This window comes from Burkholderia sp. MSMB1072 (assembly GCF_001524725.1).
Taxonomy (GTDB): domain Bacteria; phylum Pseudomonadota; class Gammaproteobacteria; order Burkholderiales; family Burkholderiaceae; genus Burkholderia.
This window is the reverse complement of record NZ_LOYC01000071.1, coordinates 173,109-190,746: the sequence shown is the minus strand read 5'-3', so window position 1 is coordinate 190,746 and position 17,638 is coordinate 173,109. Positions and strand designations below refer to the sequence as shown.

12 protein-coding genes are annotated in these 17,638 nt (G+C 68.8%); 5 read left to right on the top strand and 7 right to left on the bottom strand.

Annotation, left to right across the window (positions count from 1 at the left end; genetic code table 11):
- Positions 1–89: 89 nt before the first annotated feature.
- Entirely contained in the window at positions 90–842 is a 753-nt protein-coding gene (locus tag WS89_RS30815; protein ID WP_059504832.1) for a class I SAM-dependent methyltransferase, read from the bottom strand.
- A gap of 216 nt (positions 843–1,058) precedes the next feature.
- Between WS89_RS30815 and WS89_RS30810 the strand changes: the two genes are divergently transcribed.
- The 3 genes from WS89_RS30810 (at position 1,059) to WS89_RS30800 (ending at position 4,161) form a co-directional block, all read left to right on the top strand.
- On the top strand, positions 1,059–1,868 hold the full coding sequence (locus WS89_RS30810; RefSeq protein ID WP_059504830.1) for a helix-turn-helix transcriptional regulator: 810 nt from the start codon (positions 1,059–1,061) through the stop codon (positions 1,866–1,868).
- Positions 1,869–1,972: 104 nt separating this feature from the next.
- Positions 1,973–3,382, top strand: a complete 1,410-nt coding sequence (argH, locus tag WS89_RS30805; protein WP_059504829.1) for an argininosuccinate lyase — start codon at positions 1,973–1,975, stop codon at positions 3,380–3,382.
- 95 nt (positions 3,383–3,477) lie between these two features.
- Positions 3,478–4,161, top strand: a complete 684-nt coding sequence (locus WS89_RS30800) for an HAD family hydrolase (RefSeq protein WP_059795814.1) — start codon at positions 3,478–3,480, stop codon at positions 4,159–4,161.
- An 88-nt stretch (positions 4,162–4,249) separates the two neighbouring features.
- Here WS89_RS30800 and WS89_RS30795 read toward each other — a convergent pair whose 3' ends face one another.
- From WS89_RS30795 to apbC, 5 genes are all read right to left on the bottom strand, one after another.
- Positions 4,250–5,062, bottom strand: coding sequence for a lysozyme inhibitor LprI family protein (locus WS89_RS30795; protein ID WP_059795812.1), 813 nt, complete (start codon positions 5,060–5,062; stop codon positions 4,250–4,252).
- A complete protein-coding gene (locus WS89_RS30790) occupies positions 5,062–7,341 on the bottom strand; it encodes an arginine/lysine/ornithine decarboxylase (protein WP_059795810.1) in 2,280 nt (759 codons plus the stop codon). The genes WS89_RS30795 and WS89_RS30790 overlap by 1 nt, the downstream gene beginning before the upstream one ends.
- 81 nt (positions 7,342–7,422) lie before the next feature.
- On the bottom strand, positions 7,423–7,992 hold the full coding sequence (gene dcd, locus WS89_RS30785) for a dCTP deaminase (protein ID WP_006398615.1): 570 nt from the start codon (positions 7,990–7,992) through the stop codon (positions 7,423–7,425).
- Positions 7,993–8,181: 189 nt separating this feature from the next.
- Positions 8,182–8,718 (bottom strand): superoxide dismutase [Cu-Zn], encoded by a 537-nt coding sequence (gene sodC / locus WS89_RS30780; RefSeq protein ID WP_034208121.1) that lies wholly within the window; start codon positions 8,716–8,718, stop codon positions 8,182–8,184.
- 133 nt (positions 8,719–8,851) lie between these two features.
- Entirely contained in the window at positions 8,852–9,943 is a 1,092-nt protein-coding gene (gene apbC, locus WS89_RS30775) for an iron-sulfur cluster carrier protein ApbC (RefSeq protein ID WP_059504822.1), read from the bottom strand.
- 351 nt (positions 9,944–10,294) lie between these two features.
- Here apbC and WS89_RS30770 point away from each other — a divergent pair, with 351 nt between their 5' ends.
- Both WS89_RS30770 and metG read left to right on the top strand, forming a co-directional pair.
- Complete coding sequence (locus WS89_RS30770; RefSeq protein WP_006485420.1) at positions 10,295–10,942, top strand: OmpA family protein; 648 nt, start codon at positions 10,295–10,297, stop codon at positions 10,940–10,942.
- Positions 10,943–11,321: 379 nt separating this feature from the next.
- A complete protein-coding gene (metG, locus tag WS89_RS30765; protein ID WP_059795808.1) occupies positions 11,322–13,472 on the top strand; it encodes a methionine--tRNA ligase in 2,151 nt (716 codons plus the stop codon).
- A gap of 91 nt (positions 13,473–13,563) precedes the next feature.
- Here the strand turns inward: metG and WS89_RS30760 are convergent, their stop codons facing one another.
- Complete coding sequence (locus WS89_RS30760; RefSeq protein ID WP_059795986.1) at positions 13,564–17,607, bottom strand: translocation/assembly module TamB domain-containing protein; 4,044 nt, start codon at positions 17,605–17,607, stop codon at positions 13,564–13,566.
- Positions 17,608–17,638: the final 31 nt, after the last annotated feature.

Here is a 17,638-nt window from a genome sequence, read left to right as displayed (position 1 = left end):
TCCGCGCCGCCCGGGACAACGAAAGCCGCGATACGCGCCCATGCGGATCGCGGCTTTTTTCATGCGACGAGAAACCGCGCGCCGCACGCTCAGTGCGCGTCGATCAGCAACGCATCGTGCTCGAACGAACCGTCGGGCTGCACCGCGTAATAGCCGCGCACCTCGTCCGGCGCATGCGCCCACAGCGCGCGAATGCCGGCGACGCTGTCGGCCGGCGTGCGGATGCGCGCGACCCACGTGTCGAAATCGATCGGCAACCGCCAGCGGCTGTGCACCTGCGCATCGAAACCGGCTGCGCGAAACATCGCGAGCCATTCGTCCGCGCGATAGTCGCGCACGTGCGACGCGTCGCGCAGCACTTCCGCGGCCTGCAGGTACGTATCGAGGAGCGGATGGTCGTTGCCGGCGATGTCGATCATCAACACGCGGCCGCCCGGCTTCAGCACGCGACGCACCTCGGCGAGCGCCGCGCGCATGTCGTGCCAGTGGTGCGCGCTCATCCGGCTCACGACCCAGTCGAACGTCGCGGTGTCGAACGGCAGCCGCTCGGCCGGGCCCTGCTGCGTGCGGATGTTCGCGAGCCCGCGCTCGCGTGCGGCCGCGTCGACGGTCGCGAGCATCGGCGCGGCGAGATCGTACGCGACCACGTCGCGCACGTGCGGCGCGACCGCGAAGCTCGCGTGGCCGGCGCCGCAACCGAGGTCGAGCACCGCCGCATCGGGCGTCGCACTCACCGCGTCGGCGAGCGCCTGCAGGTCGGCGCCCGTCGCATGAACCGTGCTCGTCAGATAGGCGGCGGCCGTCGTGCCGAATGCGTCGGCGACCTGGTCGTGGTGTTTCATCGTTCGCTCCTTTTCTTGATGCAGCCGGCCGAACCCGGCGCTCCCGCGCGCGATCCGGCCCCGTGCAACGTTTTGTGGGACGCCCGCTGCCCTGCCAGCGCGCGAGCCGCTACAATAGGCCCGCACGTGTACCAGTACAAGTTAAGCAGTTATTCTGGTATTCGATCCACCTGTCTGATCGTTGCCGCGTCTTCGTCTCCATTTCGCCGTTTCCGCATGAACCAGCCGTCCTCCGCTCCCGTCCCGCCGCTCGACGCCACGCCCGCTCGCGCGCTCGGCGAATTCATCCGCGCCCATCGCGAGCGGCTGTCGCCGCAGGCCGTCGGCCTGCCGCCCGGCCCGCGCCGCCGCACGCCGGGGCTGCGGCGCGAGGAAGTCGCGCAACTGTGCGGCGTCAGCCCGACCTGGTACACGTGGATCGAACAGGGCCGGCCCGTGTCGGCGTCGGCCGACGCGCTCGCCCGGATCGCCGTCGCGCTGCAACTGTCGAAGGCCGAGCGCGCGTACCTGTTCGAGCTGGCCGCGCAGCGCGATCCGGCCGAGCCCGATGTCGCGGGCGGCGACCTGCCGCCGACGCTCGCCGCGACCGTCGCGGCGATCGCGACGCCCGCCTACGTGCTCGACCGCCAATGGAACGCGCTCGCGTGGAATGCGCCGGCCGCCGCACTCTTTTCCGGCTGGCTCGACGGCGAGCACGACCGCAACCTGCTGCGCTTCACGTTCATGTCGCCGGACGCCCGCACGCTGATCGTCGACTGGGAAACCCGCGCGCGGCGGCTCGCGGCCGAATTCCGCGCCGATGCGATCCGCCACCTGACCGATGCGCCGACGCGCGCGCTGATCGACGCGCTGACGGCCGGCAGCGACGCGTTCGCGCAGTACTGGGCATCCCAGGACGTGTTCGAGCGCGAAGGCGGGCTGCGCGAATTCGACCACCCGGCCGACGGCCGCCTCGTGTACCAGCAGATCACGCTGAAGCCCGCGCACCGCGAGGACCTGAAGCTCGTCGTGCTGGTACGCGACTGAGCACCGCCCGCGCCGGCAAAGGCCGGTGGGCCGGCCCGCGAATGTTAGAATCGCGGGATTCCCTCGGCGGCGCACGCCGCCCAACTCCCCTTCGAAGAATCGCCATGACGTCCCAACTGCACAAAAAGGGCGAGGCCTGGTCGGCCCGCTTCTCGGAACCGATGTCGGAGCTGGTCAAGCGCTACACGTCGTCGGTGTTTTTCGACAAGCGCCTCGCGCTCGTCGACATCGCCGGCTCGCTCGCGCACGCGAACATGCTCGCCGCGCAGAAGATCATCAGCGCCGACGACCTGGCCGCGATCGAACGCGGGATGGCGCAGATCAAGGGCGAAATCGAGCGCGGCGAATTCGAATGGCAGCTCGACCTGGAAGACGTCCACCTGAACATCGAGGCGCGCCTGACCGCGCTGATCGGCGATGCCGGCAAGCGCCTGCACACGGGCCGCTCGCGCAACGACCAGGTCGCGACCGACATCCGCCTGTGGCTGCGCGGCGAGATCGACCGCATCGGCGGCCTGCTGAACGACCTGCGCGGCGCACTGATCGACCTCGCGGAACAGAACGCCGACACGATCATGCCGGGCTTCACGCATCTGCAGGTCGCGCAGCCGGTCACATTCGGCCATCACCTGCTCGCGTACGTCGAGATGTTCACGCGCGACGCGGAACGCATGCGCGACTGCCGCACCCGCGTGAACCGCCTGCCGCTCGGCGCGGCCGCGCTCGCGGGCACCAGCTACCCGATCGACCGTCACGCGGTCGCGAAGACGCTCGGCTTCGACGGCATCTGCGCGAACTCGCTCGACGCGGTGTCGGATCGCGACTTCGCGATCGAATTCACCGCGGCGGCCGCGCTCGTGATGACGCACGTGTCGCGCTTCTCCGAAGAGCTCGTGCTGTGGATGAGCCCGCGCGTCGGCTTCATCGACATCGCCGACCGCTTCTGCACCGGCAGCTCGATCATGCCGCAGAAGAAGAACCCCGACGTGCCGGAACTCGCGCGCGGCAAGACCGGCCGCGTGAACGGCCACCTGATGGCGCTGCTCACGCTGATGAAGGGCCAGCCGCTCGCCTACAACAAGGACAACCAGGAAGACAAGGAACCGCTGTTCGACACGGTCGACACGGTCGCCGACACGCTGCGGATCTTCGCCGAGATGGTCGCGGGCATCACCGTGAAGCCGGACGCGATGCGCGCGGCCGCGCTGCAGGGCTTCTCGACCGCCACCGACCTCGCCGACTACCTCGTGAAGCGCGGCCTGCCGTTCCGCGACGCGCACGAAGCCGTCGCACACGCGGTCAAGATCTGCGACGACCGCGGCATCGACCTCGCCGACCTGACGCTCGACGAGATGAAGCGGGAACTGCCGAACGTCGCGCACCTGATCGGCGACGACGTGTTCGGCTACCTGACGCTCGAAGGGTCGGTCGCGAGCCGCAACCATCCGGGCGGCACCGCGCCCGACCAGGTGCGTGCGGCCGTCAACGCTGCCCGCGCCGCGCTGGGCAAGTAACGACCCGCAGTCTCCGACGGACGCCTTCGGCGTCCGTTTTTCATTCGGGCGGCCGACGCGCCGCCCGCCGCCTCCCCCGCTTCACGGATGCCCCGATGACCTTTTCCGCCGCGCTCTTCGACATGGACGGCCTGCTCGTCGATTCCGAGCGGACCATCATGAACACGTGGATCGACGTGTCGAACGCGCACGGCGTCGCGCTGACAGAGATCGATTATCTGCAGATCGTCGGCCGCTCGTTCGCCGAAGGCCAGGTGATCCTCGCGCGACTGATCGGCGACCCCGACACGTTCGACGCGGTGCGCATCCGCGTGCGCGAGCAACTCGCCGCACCCGAACCCCATCCGAAGTTTCCGCTGAAGTCGGGCGCGCTTGCGCTGCTCGACACACTCGCGCAGGCCGGCATTCCGTGCGCGGTCGCGTCGTCGTCCGCGCGCGACGTGATCCGCGCGCGGCTCGACGCAGTAGGCGTGCTGCCGTTCTTCCGCGCGATCGCGGGCGGCGACGAAGTCGCGCGCGGCAAGCCCGACCCGGCCGTCTACCGGCTCGCGGCCGAGCGCCTCGGCGTGCCGGCCCACGCGTGCGTCGCGTTCGAGGACAGCGACTTCGGCGCGCTGTCGGCCGCCGGCGCGGGCGCCGCGGTCGTCACCGTGCCCGACCTGAAGGCGCCGACGCGCGACATCGTCGCGCTGAGCCTGCACGTGCTCGCGTCGCTCGACGACGCGGTCGCGCTCGTGCCGACGTGGTTCGGCCGGCTGGACACGCAGCAGAGCGCGTAAGCGGCGCACACGGCCCGCCAATGCTAACGGGCACCCGAGGGTGCCCGTTTTGCGTTGCCGAGCCGGATCATCGGCCTCGCCGCGATTCCTACCGATTGCCGGCCGTCTCCGACAGCCGCTTCATCGTCGCGATGCGCGCACCGATCAGGTCGACGCGGCCGTCCTCGCCGACGAGCGGCGCCGTCGCATCGCGGAACGCCACCCACGCGCGCTGCGCGCGCACGAGCGTCGCGGCCGAATGCGCGGGCATCTTGCGGCGCAGCTTCTGGTAATAGCGGTTCAGGTCGAACAGCGCGTGTTCGCACGCGGCGTCCTGCGCGCACGGCCGCACGCGGCGGATCGCCGGATCGCGCGGCGCGTTCGCCGGCTTGGCGCCGGCCGGTGCAGCCGCACCGCCCTGCGCACCGCTCGTCGCCGCGACCGGCACGGCGGCGGGCGGCGGTGCATAGCGATCGGCCGCCCCGCGCAGCGCCAGCGCGCGATCGCGCACCGGCTGCAGTTGCAGGTCGGCGCTCGACATCGCATACGCGGTGCCGCGCGTCGTGTCGTACACGGCCTTCAGCAGTTGCACTTCGTCCTTGCGCCACGTGAGCCAGCGGCGCTGGCTCTCCTGCCAGCCGCGCTTCGCGTCGGCCGGCGCATCCTTCGACAGGCGCTGGTACGCGCCGTCCATCACTGCCTGCCACTGCTGCTGCGCTTCGCCCATGCACTGGATCTGGCCGGCCGGCGACGACCGGTCGCGCCGCGCGAGACATTGCCGCATCGCGACGTCGATCGGGTCGGCCGCCGCGACTTCCGCGTGAACGGCACCCGCGCCTGCGAGCCCCGTCAATCCTGCCGCCCAGACGACGAGCGCGGCCAGCGCCGCGCGCGTCGTCCGGAATCGTCCGTGCGTCGCCATCAGTCGCGCACGCAGTCGACGAAGTACTCGACGCGGCCGTTCACCTCTTCCGCGACGAGGCCGTGGATGTCGGTGTGGAAGCCCGGGAAACGCTCGTTGAAGTCGCGCGCGAACCGCAGGTAGTTCACGATCGTCTTGTTGAAGCGCTCGCCCGGGATCAGCAGCGGAATGCCCGGCGGGTACGGCGTGAGCAGGATGCTCGTCACGCGGCCTTCGAGCTCGTCGAGCGGCACGCGGTCGATCTTGCGGTGCGCGAGCTTTGCGAACGCGTCCGACGGCTTCATCGCCGGCTCCATGTCCGACAGGTACATCTCGGTCGTCAGACGGGCGATGTCGTTCGCGCGGTACACGTCGTGGATCTGCGTGCACAGGTCGCGCAGGCCGACGCGCTCGTAGCGCGGATGCTGCGCGACGAATTCCGGCAGCACGCGCCACAGCGGCTGGTTGTTGTCGTAATCGTCCTTGAACTGCTGCAGCTCGGTCACCATCGAGTTCCAGCGGCCCTTCGTGATGCCGATCGTGAACATGATGAAGAACGAATACAGGCCCGTCTTCTCGACGATGATCCCGTGCTCGGCCAGATACTTCGTGACGATCGCGGCCGGAATGCCGGTCTCGCCGAACTCGCCGTCGACGTCGAGCCCCGGCGTGATGATCGTCGCCTTGATCGGGTCGAGCATGTTGAAGCCTTCCGCGAGCGGGCCGAAGCCGTGCCAGTGATCGTTCGGCTTCAGCATCCAGTCGTCGCGCGAACCGATGCCTTCCTCGGACAGGTTGTCCGGCCCCCACACGCTGAAGAACCAGTCGTCGCCGTATTCGGCGTCGACCTTGCGCATCGCGCGGCGGAAGTCGATCGCCTCGGCGATCGATTCCTCGACGAGCGCGGTGCCGCCCGGCGGCTCCATCATCGCGGCCGCGACGTCGCACGACGCGATGATCGCGTACTGCGGGCTCGTCGACGTGTGCATCAGGTACGCCTCGTTGAAGCGGTGCTTGTCGAACGTGCGGTTCTCCGAATCCTGCACGACGATCTGCGAGGCCTGCGAGATACCGGCGAGCAGCTTGTGCGTCGAGTGCGTCGCGAACACGAGCGCGCCCGTGCGCGGCCGGCCGTCGCCGATCGCGTGCATGTCGCGGTAGAAATCGTGGAACGTCGCGTGCGGCAGCCACGCTTCGTCGAAGTGCAGCGTGTCGAGCAGGTCGCCGAGCAGGTCCTTGATCATCTCGACGTTGTAGACGACGCCGTCGTACGTGCTCTGCGTGATCGTCAGGATCCGCGGCTTCATGTCCGGGTTCTGGCGCATCGCCTCGCGCGCGAACGGGTTCGCCTCGATCTTCTTGCGGATGTTCTCCGGCTTGAACTCGTCGCGCGGGATCGGCCCGATGATGCCGAAATGGTTGCGCGTCGGCGTGAGGAACACCGGGATCGCACCCGTCATCGTGATCGCGTGCAGGATCGACTTGTGGCAGTTGCGGTCGACCAGCACGATGTCGCCGGGCGCGACCGTCGCGTGCCAGACGATCTTGTTCGACGTCGACGTGCCGTTGGTCACGAAGAACAGGTGATCCGCGCTGAAGATGCGCGCCGCGTTGCGCTCGGACGCCGCGACCGGGCCCGTGTGATCGAGCAGCTGGCCGAGTTCGTCCACCGCGTTGCAGACGTCCGCGCGCAGCATGTTCTCGCCGAAGAACTGGTGGAACATCTGGCCGAGCGGGTTCTTCAGGAACGCGACGCCGCCCGAGTGACCGGGGCAGTGCCACGAGTACGAGCCTTCGTCCGCGTACTTGACGAGCTCCTTGAAGAACGGCGGCGCGAGCGAATCGAGATAGACCTTCGCTTCGCGGATGATGTGGCGCGCGACGAACTCCGGCGTGTCCTCGAACATGTGGATGAAGCCGTGCAACTCGCGCAGGATGTCGTTCGGCAGATGCCGCGACGTGCGCGTCTCGCCGTACAGGAAGATCGGGATGTCCGCGTTGCGGCGGCGCACTTCGGTGACGAACGCGCGCAGCTCGATGATCGCGGTCGCGAGCTCGGGCAGCTCGCCGTCCGGCCCGGTTTCGCCGAGCATGAGTTCGTCGTCGTCGATCGACAGGATGAAGCACGACGCGCGGCTCGATTGCTGCGCGAACGACGTCAGATCGCCGTAGCTCGTGAGGCCGAGGACTTCGACGCCCTCCTTCTCGATCGCTTCGGCCAACGCCCGGATGCCGGAGCCCGAGATGTTCTCGGAGCGGAAATCTTCGTCGATGATGACGACGGGAAAACGAAACTTCATGGGCGATTCTCCAAAAAGAACGACCGCGGCGCGTCACGCGCAGCGGTCACCCGGAAACTGGTGAGACGTTATGCAACCAGATCAGGTTTTCGGCAGCGTGACACCGCGCTGACCCTGATACTTGCCGCCGCGATCGGCGTACGACACGTCGCACACCTCGTCGCTCTCGAAGAACAAGACCTGCGCGACGCCTTCGTTCGCGTAGATCTTCGCGGGCAGCGGCGTGGTATTCGAGAATTCCAGCGTGACGTAGCCTTCCCACTCGGGTTCGAACGGCGTCACGTTGACGATGATCCCGCAGCGCGCGTAGGTCGACTTGCCGAGGCAGACCGTCAGCACGGTGCGCGGGATGCGGAAATATTCGACGGTGCGAGCCAGCGCGAACGAATTCGGCGGGATGATGCACACGTCGCCCTTGAAATCGACAAACGAACCCTCGTCGAAGTTCTTCGGATCGACGATCGTCGAGTTGATGTTCGTGAAGATCTTGAATTCGTCCGCGCAGCGGATATCGTAGCCGTAGCTCGACGTGCCGTAGCTGACGATCCGGCGGCCGTCCTCGGACGCGCGGACCTGATCGGGCACGAACGGCTCGATCATCTTGTGCTCTTCGGCCATGCGCCGAATCCATTTGTCGGACTTGATGCTCATGCCGGCCTCCGCGCATGGCGGGAACGGGGGGACTGCGTCCCCCCGAGCGAACGAAGTGAGCGTTGGGGTCGTTTCATATCGGGGCGCCAGGAAACGCTGCGTGACAGTCGGGAAGGGCCGCTCGCGCCAGGCGGCGGCCGGGAAAGGCGCACATTTTACGCGATCGTCGGCCCGCGCATGCGGCGGCCGTCAACGGATCACCCCGCAAGCCAGCGCGGGTCCCGCGCCATGCTGGGGAAACGCCGGGTCGCTCGAGTCGCGGTGCACCAGCGCCGCGCGGTTCATCGCCGAGCGCACGCCATCGAGGGCCAGGTCGGGCGCGACGATGAAGCCGGCCGCGACGCCGTTCGCATCCGCATGGATGTTGCCGAGATCGCCGGCGACGCGCGCGCCCGCGCGCAGCCGGTCGGCGGCCGGCGCGAACACCTGGCCGGCGCTCGAGCCGTCGCCCGCGTTGCAGTCGCCGCGTTCGTGCACCTGCAGCGCGTGATCGCTGTTCGGCGGCAGGCCGACCAGGTTGTAGGTGACCTGCACGCCGTCCGGGCGCTCGACGAACGTCACCGCGCCGCGCGCCTGCGAGCCGACCGTCGGCTGCAGTTGCGCGTCGGCCCGTTTTTCGTGCGACGAGGAAAAGGAGGTACAGCCGGCCAGCAGGCCCAGCGCGGCGGCGGCCAGCAGCGCGCGCCGCGCGCGGCCGGCGCGCACGCCGTGATGTCGTTGTTTCATTCGATCCTCATACCGGCTGGCGGCCGTGTGAGACGACGGCCGCGCCGGGTGGGTAAAGGGACCCGGGAAAAGTCGCCATGATACCGCGCCTCGCGGCGCCGTAAACAGCGTGAGGCCCCGCCCCGCAAGGGTTTTACGTATTTTGAACAACGATCGACGGGAACTTCGACGTCATGTCGCGCGATCGCTCGGCGATCGCCAGCGCGACGCCGCGCGCGATATCGCGGTAGCGCCGCGCCAGCGCGCCGTCCGGCTCGGCCGCAACCGTCGGCGCGCCGCTGTCGGCGCGCTCGCGAATCGCGATGTCGAGCGGCAGGCTGCCCAGCACGTTCACGCCGTAATCCTTCGCCATCCGCTCCGCGCCGCCCGCGCCGAAGATGTGCTCCTCGTGGCCGCAGTTCGAGCAGATGTGGATGCTCATGTTCTCGACGATGCCGAGGATCGGAATCCCGACCTTCTCGAACATCTTCAGCCCTTTCTTCGCGTCGAGCAGCGCGATGTCCTGCGGCGTGGTGACGATCACCGCGCCGGTGACGGGCACGCGCTGCGCGAGCGTGAGCTGGATGTCGCCCGTACCGGGCGGCATGTCGACGATCAGGTAGTCGAGCTCGCGCCAGTTGGTCTGGCGCAGCAGTTGCTCGAGTGCGGACGTCGCCATCGGGCCGCGCCACACCATCGGGTTGTCTTCCTCGATCAGGAAGCCGATCGAGTTCGCCTGCAGCCCATGGCCGACGAGCGGGTTCATCGACTGGTTGTCCGGCGACTCGGGGCGCTGGCCGTGGATGCCGAGCATCGTCGGCAGCGACGGGCCGTAGATGTCGGCGTCGAGGATGCCGACCGCCGCGCCTTCAGCGGCGAGCGCGAGCGCGAGGTTCACGGCCGTCGTGCTCTTGCCGACGCCGCCCTTGCCCGACGCGACCGCGACGATGTTCTTCACGTTCGGCAACAACTTCACGCCGCGCTGCACCGTATGCGCGACGATCTCCTGCGACACGGCGACGCGCGCATCGCGCACGCCCGGCACGGCCTGCAGCGCCGCGGCGACGCGCGCGCGCACGTCGTCGTGCTGGCTGCGCGCCGGATAACCGAGCACCACGTCGAGCGCCACGACATCGCCGTCGATCGCGACGTTGCGCACGCCCTTGTTCGCCGCGTACGGGCGGCCGGTATTGGGGTCGACGACTGCCGCCAGTGCGGCGTCGACTTGTGCCCGGTCAATGCTCATCGAAACTCCGTGAAAACGTTTTTCGCGCGCGCAAACGTCAAAAAATATCAAATTACGCTGCGAAAATCGGGAAAAGTGAAAGAATCTGTTGCACGCCATTGCGCGAACGCGCGACCCGGCGCACTCTTCGCGTGCGGCACGCTATAGGGCCAAATCGGCCGCTTACGCCTATATTGTAGAGGCTGACGCGTCGCACTGTCCGAACAGCCACGCTGACGGACAGGGCATGCGACCGCCTCGGCGGCTGCCGCGAGCGCAGGCCGGCCTTCCTTTTTCGGCCGGCCCGCGCAGGGAGCCGTAGCTGTTGTTTGTCGTCGTTGTCGACTCGTTCAACCAAGAGAGGAATCCAACATGAACATGAAAATCGCGACTCGCCTGTCCGTCTTCGCACTCGCCGGCGCGCTGCTGGCAGGCTGCGCCACGCAGCAGGGCAACAATACGGCCGTCGGCACCGGCACGGGTGCGGCGCTGGGCGCAGGGATCGGCGCACTGGCCGGCGGCGGCAAGGGCGCGGCGATCGGCGCGGGCGTCGGTGCACTGGTCGGCGGCGTGACGGGTTACAACTGGCAAGCGATCAAGAACAAGCTCGCGCCGTCGGCAGCGCAGACGGGTACGCAGGTCACCGAACAGCCGGACGGCTCGCTGAAGCTGAACGTGCCGAGCTCGGTCACGTTCGCGACGAACCAGTACGCGATCACGCCGGCGTTCACGCCGCTGCTGAACGACCTGGCGACGACGCTGAACCAGAACCCGCAAGTGACGGCGTCGATCGTCGGCTACACGGACAGCACTGGCTCGGCGCAGCTGAACCAGACGCTGTCGCAGAACCGCGCGCAAAGCGTCGTGAACGCGCTCGTGCAGCGCGGCGTGAACGGCGGCCGTCTGTCGGCGCAAGGCATGGGCGCATCGAACCCGATCGCGGACAACGCGACCGAAGCCGGCCGCGCACAAAACCGCCGCGTCGAGATCTACCTGCGCGCGCCGCAACAGCATCAGTAAGCGCGACCACGAGAGGAAACGTGCGGGCGCCCTGCCCGCACAGCCCCGCCTCACAAGGCTTTCGGCGGGGCCGGTAACAAATCGAAAAATTTTTCGAACTTCTGTCGCAGGCCGTGGTCAGTATTTACGGTACGCGGCTGGTGTTGCCGGCGCGTCACCATTCTCCTCTTGTCGTTGTTGCTCCGGGGCCGTATCCGCCCCGGTTTTTTTTGCCCGCGAAATTCGTGCTGCAATGCAGCACGACGCTGTCGGGCGCGCCGCATGCGCGGCTGCGCCCCTTCCGCCGCCCGGTCCGCGGCGCGTGCCCGCCGCGCCGGCCCGTGCCCCTGCTAGAATCGCGGTTTCCCGTCGTTTTTCCCGCTGTTCTTCTCCAGACCCTATGTCCGCATCCGACCTCACTTCCGTGCAGGCTGCGGCGCCGCAAGGCGGCCGCCAGATCCTCGTTACGTCCGCACTGCCCTATGCCAACGGGCAGATCCACATCGGCCACCTGGTCGAGTACATCCAGACCGACATCTGGGTGCGGGCGCTGCGAATGCATGGCCACGAGGTCTACTACATCGGCGCCGACGATACGCACGGCACGCCGATCATGCTGCGCGCGGAGCAGGAAGGCCTGACGCCGAAGCAGCTGATCGACCGCGTGTGGACCGAGCACAAGCGCGACTTCGACAGCTTCGGCGTGTCGTTCGACAACTTCTACTCGACCGATTCGGACGAGAACCGGGTGCTGAGCGAGAAGATCTATCTGGCGCTGCAGGAAGCCGGCCTGATCGCCGAACGCGAAATCGAGCAAGCGTACGATCCGGTCAAGGAAATGTTCCTGCCGGACCGCTTCATCAAGGGCGAGTGCCCGAAGTGCCACGCGAAGGACCAGTACGGCGACAGCTGCGAGGTGTGCGGCTCGACGTACCTGCCGACCGAACTGCTGAACCCGTATTCGGTCGTGTCGGGCGCGACGCCGGTGCGCAAGACCTCGAAGCACTACTTCTTCCGCCTGTCCGACCCGCGTTGCGAATCGTTCCTGCGCGAATGGGTGAGCGGCCTCGCGCAGCCCGAAGCGACCAACAAGATGCGCGAATGGCTCGGCGATGCCGGCGAAGCCAAGCTCGCCGACTGGGACATCTCGCGCGACGCGCCGTACTTCGGCTTCGAGATCCCCGGCGCGCCCGGCAAGTATTTCTACGTGTGGCTCGACGCGCCGGTCGGCTACTACGCGAGCTTCAAGAACCTGTGCGACCGCAACGGCATCGATTTCGATGCGTGGATCCGCCCGGGCTCGAAGGCCGAGCAGTATCACTTCATCGGCAAGGACATCCTGTACTTCCACACGCTGTTCTGGCCGGCGATGCTCGAGTTCTCGGGCCACCGCACGCCGACCAACGTGTTCGCGCACGGCTTCCTGACGGTCGACGGCGCGAAGATGTCGAAATCGCGCGGCACGTTCATCACCGCGCGGAGCTACATCGACACGGGCCTGAACCCCGAGTGGCTGCGCTACTACTTCGCCGCGAAGCTGAACGCGACGATGGAAGACATCGACCTGAACCTCGACGACTTCCAGGCGCGCGTGAACAGCGATCTCGTCGGCAAGTACGTGAACATCGCGAGTCGCGCGGCAGGCTTCCTGATCAAGCGTTTCGACGGCCGCGTGCAGGACAGCGCGATGAATCATCCGCTCGTCGCGAAGCTGCGCGATGCGATTGCGCAGATCGCCGCGAACTACGAAGCACGCGAATACGGCCGCGCGCTGCGCCACACGATGGAGCTCGCGGACGAAGTGAACGCGTACGTCGACGGCGCGAAGCCATGGGATCTCGCAAAGGATCCGGCCAACGCGGTCGCGCTGCACGAAACCTGCAGCGTGAGCCTCGAAGCCTTCCGCCTGCTGTCGCTCGCGCTGAAGCCGGTGATCCCGCGCGTCGCCGAAGCGGTCGAGGCGTTCTTCGGGATCCCGCCGCTCGTGTGGGCCGATGCCGCGAAGCCGCTGTCGTCGGCGCAGCCGATCAAGGCGTACCAGCACCTGATGACGCGCGTCGATGCGAAGCAGATCGAAGCGCTGCTCGCCGCGAACCGCGATTCGCTGCAGGCCGAAGCGACGGGTGCAGCCGCCGCGAGCGCGAACGCCGCGAAGAATGCGAAGCGCAATGCCAACGAGAAGCCGGCCGCCGCGAACGGTGCCGACGACGCGCCGATCTCGATCGACGATTTCGCGAAGATCGACCTGCGCATCGCGAAGATCGTCGCGTGCCAGGCCGTCGAAGGCTCGGACAAGCTGCTGCAGCTCACGCTCGACGTCGGCGAGGAAAAGACCCGCAACGTGTTCTCGGGCATCAAGTCCGCGTACCAGCCGGAGCAGCTCGTCGGCAAGCTGACGGTGATGGTCGCGAACCTCGCGCCGCGCAAGATGAAGTTCGGCCTGTCCGAAGGGATGGTGCTCGCCGCGTCGGCCGCCGACGAAAAGGCGGAACCGGGCCTCTACATCCTCGAACCGCACAGCGGCGCGAAGCCCGGCATGCGCGTGAAGTAAGCCGAACGCGCTGCTGCCTGCGCAAAAAAGCCCCGCACGATTCGAGTCGCGCGGGGCTTTTTTATCGCCGCCCGGTACGCCGCGCCCGCGCTCAGCGCTGCCCGAACCAGCGATCGAAGCGCCGCGTGTAGTTCAGATCGACGCCCTGGAACGTGCCGCCGTACGCGGACACCGACCAGAAGCGCGTCAGGTTGATCGTCGCCTTGAACGCGTTGCTCGCCGATTGCAGCCCCTGCTCGAAACCGAGCACGAACCGCTCGTTGATCGCCTTCGACACCAGCACGACCTGCGGATCGGTCAGGCCGACTTCACTGCGGCCGACCGACACCTCGTCGAGTCCGAAGGTCTGCGCGACGCGCTTGCCGGTCACGCTGCCAAGCAGCCCGAGCGCGGCCGTCATCGCCCCCTGCTGGCCGACGTTGTTGCCCTGGTCGGTGCCGTGCCCGAACAGCAGCCACGACAGCTTTTCGTTGTCCGTGACGTTCGGCTCCGACACCAGCTTGGCCGTCGGCGACTGGATCGTGCCCGTCACCTGCACGCCGGCCTCGACCTCCTGGTTGCGCCGCATCGCGAGGATGTTGACGCCCGGGTTCGACACGGGGCCGTTGAACGTGAAGAAGCCGTTCTCGACCGCGAGCTTGCGGCCGAACGTCGTGTACGTCGAGCCTTCGGTCACGCGCACGTTGCCGACCGCTCGCAGCGGCACGCCCGGCGCGCTCATCACCGTGATCGTGCCGCGCAGCCCGAGATCCGCGCCGTGGCCCTTGAAGCGGAAGTTGTTGCCGAGACCGACGTCGATGTTCGCGCGCGGCGCCAGCGACGGCGCCGGCTTGTTTTCGACCGGCTTCGGCTTCGCGGCCGCGGTGCCGGTCGGCGTCTCGCCGCGCACCGTGCCGTCCGGCTGCACGATCACGACGTCGTCGGACAGGTGCGGCGCCGATTGCTCGGGCAGGTCGAACAGCGCGCGGTCGACCACGAACTTGCCGTCGATCGACAGCGCGCCGCGCGGCCCGTCGTTCGCGACGGTGGCCTTGCCCGACAGCGACAGCTTGCGGTCCGGCGCCGCGAACAGTTCGAGCTTGTCCGCGACGATGCTGGCGGTCAGGTCGGGCGCCTCGCCGTCGAGGCGCACGCGGCCGAGCGCGCGCAGCGTGCCGTCGCCGCCGTGAAATTCGACCTGCTGGAATTCGACGAGGTTGTCCGACAGCTTCACGCGCACGATGCCGTCCTTCAGCTGCACGCCTTGGTCGATGAGTGTCGCGGAAAGGTCGTCGCCCGTCAGCGTCCCCGACAGGTTCGGTTTCACCGGCGTGCCGGAGACCGTCAGCTTCAGCGCCGCACGCCCGCCGAGCAGGTAGCTCGGCCCGAACAGGTTGCCGGTGGTCTTCAGCGCGGGGATGTCGGCGTCGATGCGGCCCGACAGCGGACCGTCGTCGACGATGCCGAACACGCCGTCGCGCAGCGCGAACGGCACCGCGACGTTCGCGTCGAGCGTGCCGATCCGGCTCGCCTTCGCGAGCGCCGTCACGTTGAGCCGGTTGCCGGGCGCGAAGCTCGCGCGGGCGGACAGATCGGTCAGGCCGAGCGACGCGATGCCGCGCCCGGTCTCGATCGTCACGTCGCCGCCGCGGCGCTTCACCTGCACGTACCCCGTCGCGTTCGCGCCGAGCGAGAAGTCCCAGTCGGCATCGAGCACGACGTCGGTCCGCACCGGCGGCCGCTGGCCGGTCAGCGCCTGGCGAACCTCGAGGAAACGCGCGACCGACGCGCCGGTCACGGCGCCCGCCGAGCGCATCTGGCCGCGATCGAACACGAACGATTTCAGGTCGATCGCCGCGCCTTCGAGCGTGAGCCGCGTCGCGCCGAGCGTCACGCGCCCGGCGCCGGCCGAGATCGTCAGCGGCGCCTGCAGCGCGAGCGCCGGCGTGCCGCGATTCGCGAGACGCGTGACGGTGCCGTCCCAGCGCATGCCGTCGCGGTTCTCGACCACGCCGCCGTTCGCCGCGAGCGTCAGGTCGATCACGCGGCCGCCGGCCACCCCGAGCGCCGCTGCGTCGAGCGTGTGCTTCGCGCGCGTGCCGTCGAGGTTCGCGCGCAACGACTTCAGCTTGAACGAGCCGAGCGCGATGTCGGCCGCGTCGGCCGTGAACACGAGTGCGCCGTGTGCGCCGTCGCGGATGTCCGCGCGGCCCTGCGCGGTGCCGATCCGGTTCGAACCGACGACGACGTGCTCGGCCTTGTAGGTGGCCGTCACGTTCGGATGCGCGAAACTGCCGGTCAGGTCGCCCTGCGCCTGCACGAGCCCTTCGACGCCGAAGCCGAGCCGGTCGAGCTGCGGCGCGTCGACGACGAAGCGCAGCCGGTCGCCGGGCGCGCCGAAGCTGCCGCGCAGGTCGACGTGGTTGCCGGCGATCGACAGGGTCGCGTTGCTCGGCAGGATCCGCGAGCCGGCGAGCTGCACGACGCCGGCGCCGGTCAGCGGCACGCCGTCGTACAAGCTGTCGGCGAGCTTGAAGGTCGCCTTCGTCGAGACCTGCGGCGCGAATGCGCCCGACGCCGTCAGCGTGCCCGACACGCGCGTCTCGCCGCGCTTGGCCGGCGCCTTGGCGGCCTTCGCCGGCGCCTTGCCGCCGCCCGCCTTCGGTGCGCCCGTCGCGGCGAGCAGCAGCGGATCGAATGCGGTGAGCGTCGCCTTCGCGTCGTAGCTCGAATGCGCGTCGTGGCGGAATACGCCGGTCAGGTCGATGCGCCCCTTGGCCGCAGTCACGCGCGTGTCGGTCAGCACGGTCTGCTTCTGCGTCAGCGCGACTTTGGCGCGCGCGCCGAGTGCGAGCTTCGGGTCGTTCAGGTCGAAATCGACGGTCGTCGCATCGCCCGCGAGCGTGACGCCGAGCGGGCCGCCCAGGCGCATCGGCCGCAACTCGGCGACAAATGCGTTCAGGTCGAGGTTCGCGACCTTCATGTCGAAGCGGCCCTTGCCGCCCGCGAGCGTGCCGCCGCCCGTCACGCTGCCGTCGCGGATCAGCTTCAGCGCGAGGCCGTCGATCCGTTGCGCGTGCGCGTCGAGATGCACGGTCGCATGCGCGTCGATCAGCGGCAGCAGATGATCGCCGAGCGTGCCCGGCTTCGCATTGACGATCGACACCGGGCCCGTCACCGCGAACCCCTTCGCCGACGCCGAACCTGCCGGCGCGGTCACCGGTGCGAGTTCCGCGCGCACCGCGAGATCGGCCGCCGGGGCGCCGGGCGAAAGCGCCTGCGGGTTCACGTGATCGAACGCGAGCGTCGCGCGCGTGAGCGGCACGGCGCCGAACGGCGCGGCCTCGACGTGCGCGCGCCCGTTCAGCTTCATTCCGCTCGCATCGACCTCGGCGACGAGCGCCTCGAGTGAGCCCGACACGCGGGCCCGCGCATCGACCGCTTCGTCGGACAGCTTGCCTGCATAGGTGGCTTCGCCCGTCAGCGCGAACGGCTTCACGCCGTCGAGCTTCGCACGCGCGGTCAGCGCGCCGTACGGCGTGTCGACGCCGTCGAGCACGAGTTCATGGTGACGGCCGTCGCTGCGGCCGTTCAGCGCGAGATGGTCGAGCTGCGTCGTCGAACCGCCTTCGTGAATGGCGAGGCGGTCGACGCGCAGGTCGTCGATCCGCACCTGCAGCGGCAGGCTCAGGTCCTGCGGCATCGTACTCGGCGTCGACGGCCCCGGCGCGATCCGCACGTCGATCGTGCCGGCGCGCAGATACGCGACGGACAGCCGCCACGGCGCGCGCGTCAGTGCCCAGCGGCCATCGAGCCGGTCGATGCGAACCTCGGTGCCGGTGCCGTCGGGGCTGGTCCACGCGAACCCGCGCAGGCGTACGCCGGTCGCGAGCGAGCCCCCTTCGAGCGTGCCCGCGAGCCGCGCGCCGAGCACCTTGCCGGCCGCCTGCCACGCGAGCCGCGTCCCGCGTTCGGTCGTCACCGCGCCCAGCACGAGCCCCGCCGCCAGCACGACGAGCAGCACGACCGTCGCGAGCGTCCACGCGACGACACGCCACGCGCGGCCGCGGCGCGGCGCGCGCGGCGGCGTGTCGGGCGCGCCGTCGGGCGAATCCGGATCGTGAGGCGGCGGCGTGTCGTTCGGGTCCTTCGTCATGCGGTTCGTCGTGCGGGTCGTCGTCAATAGG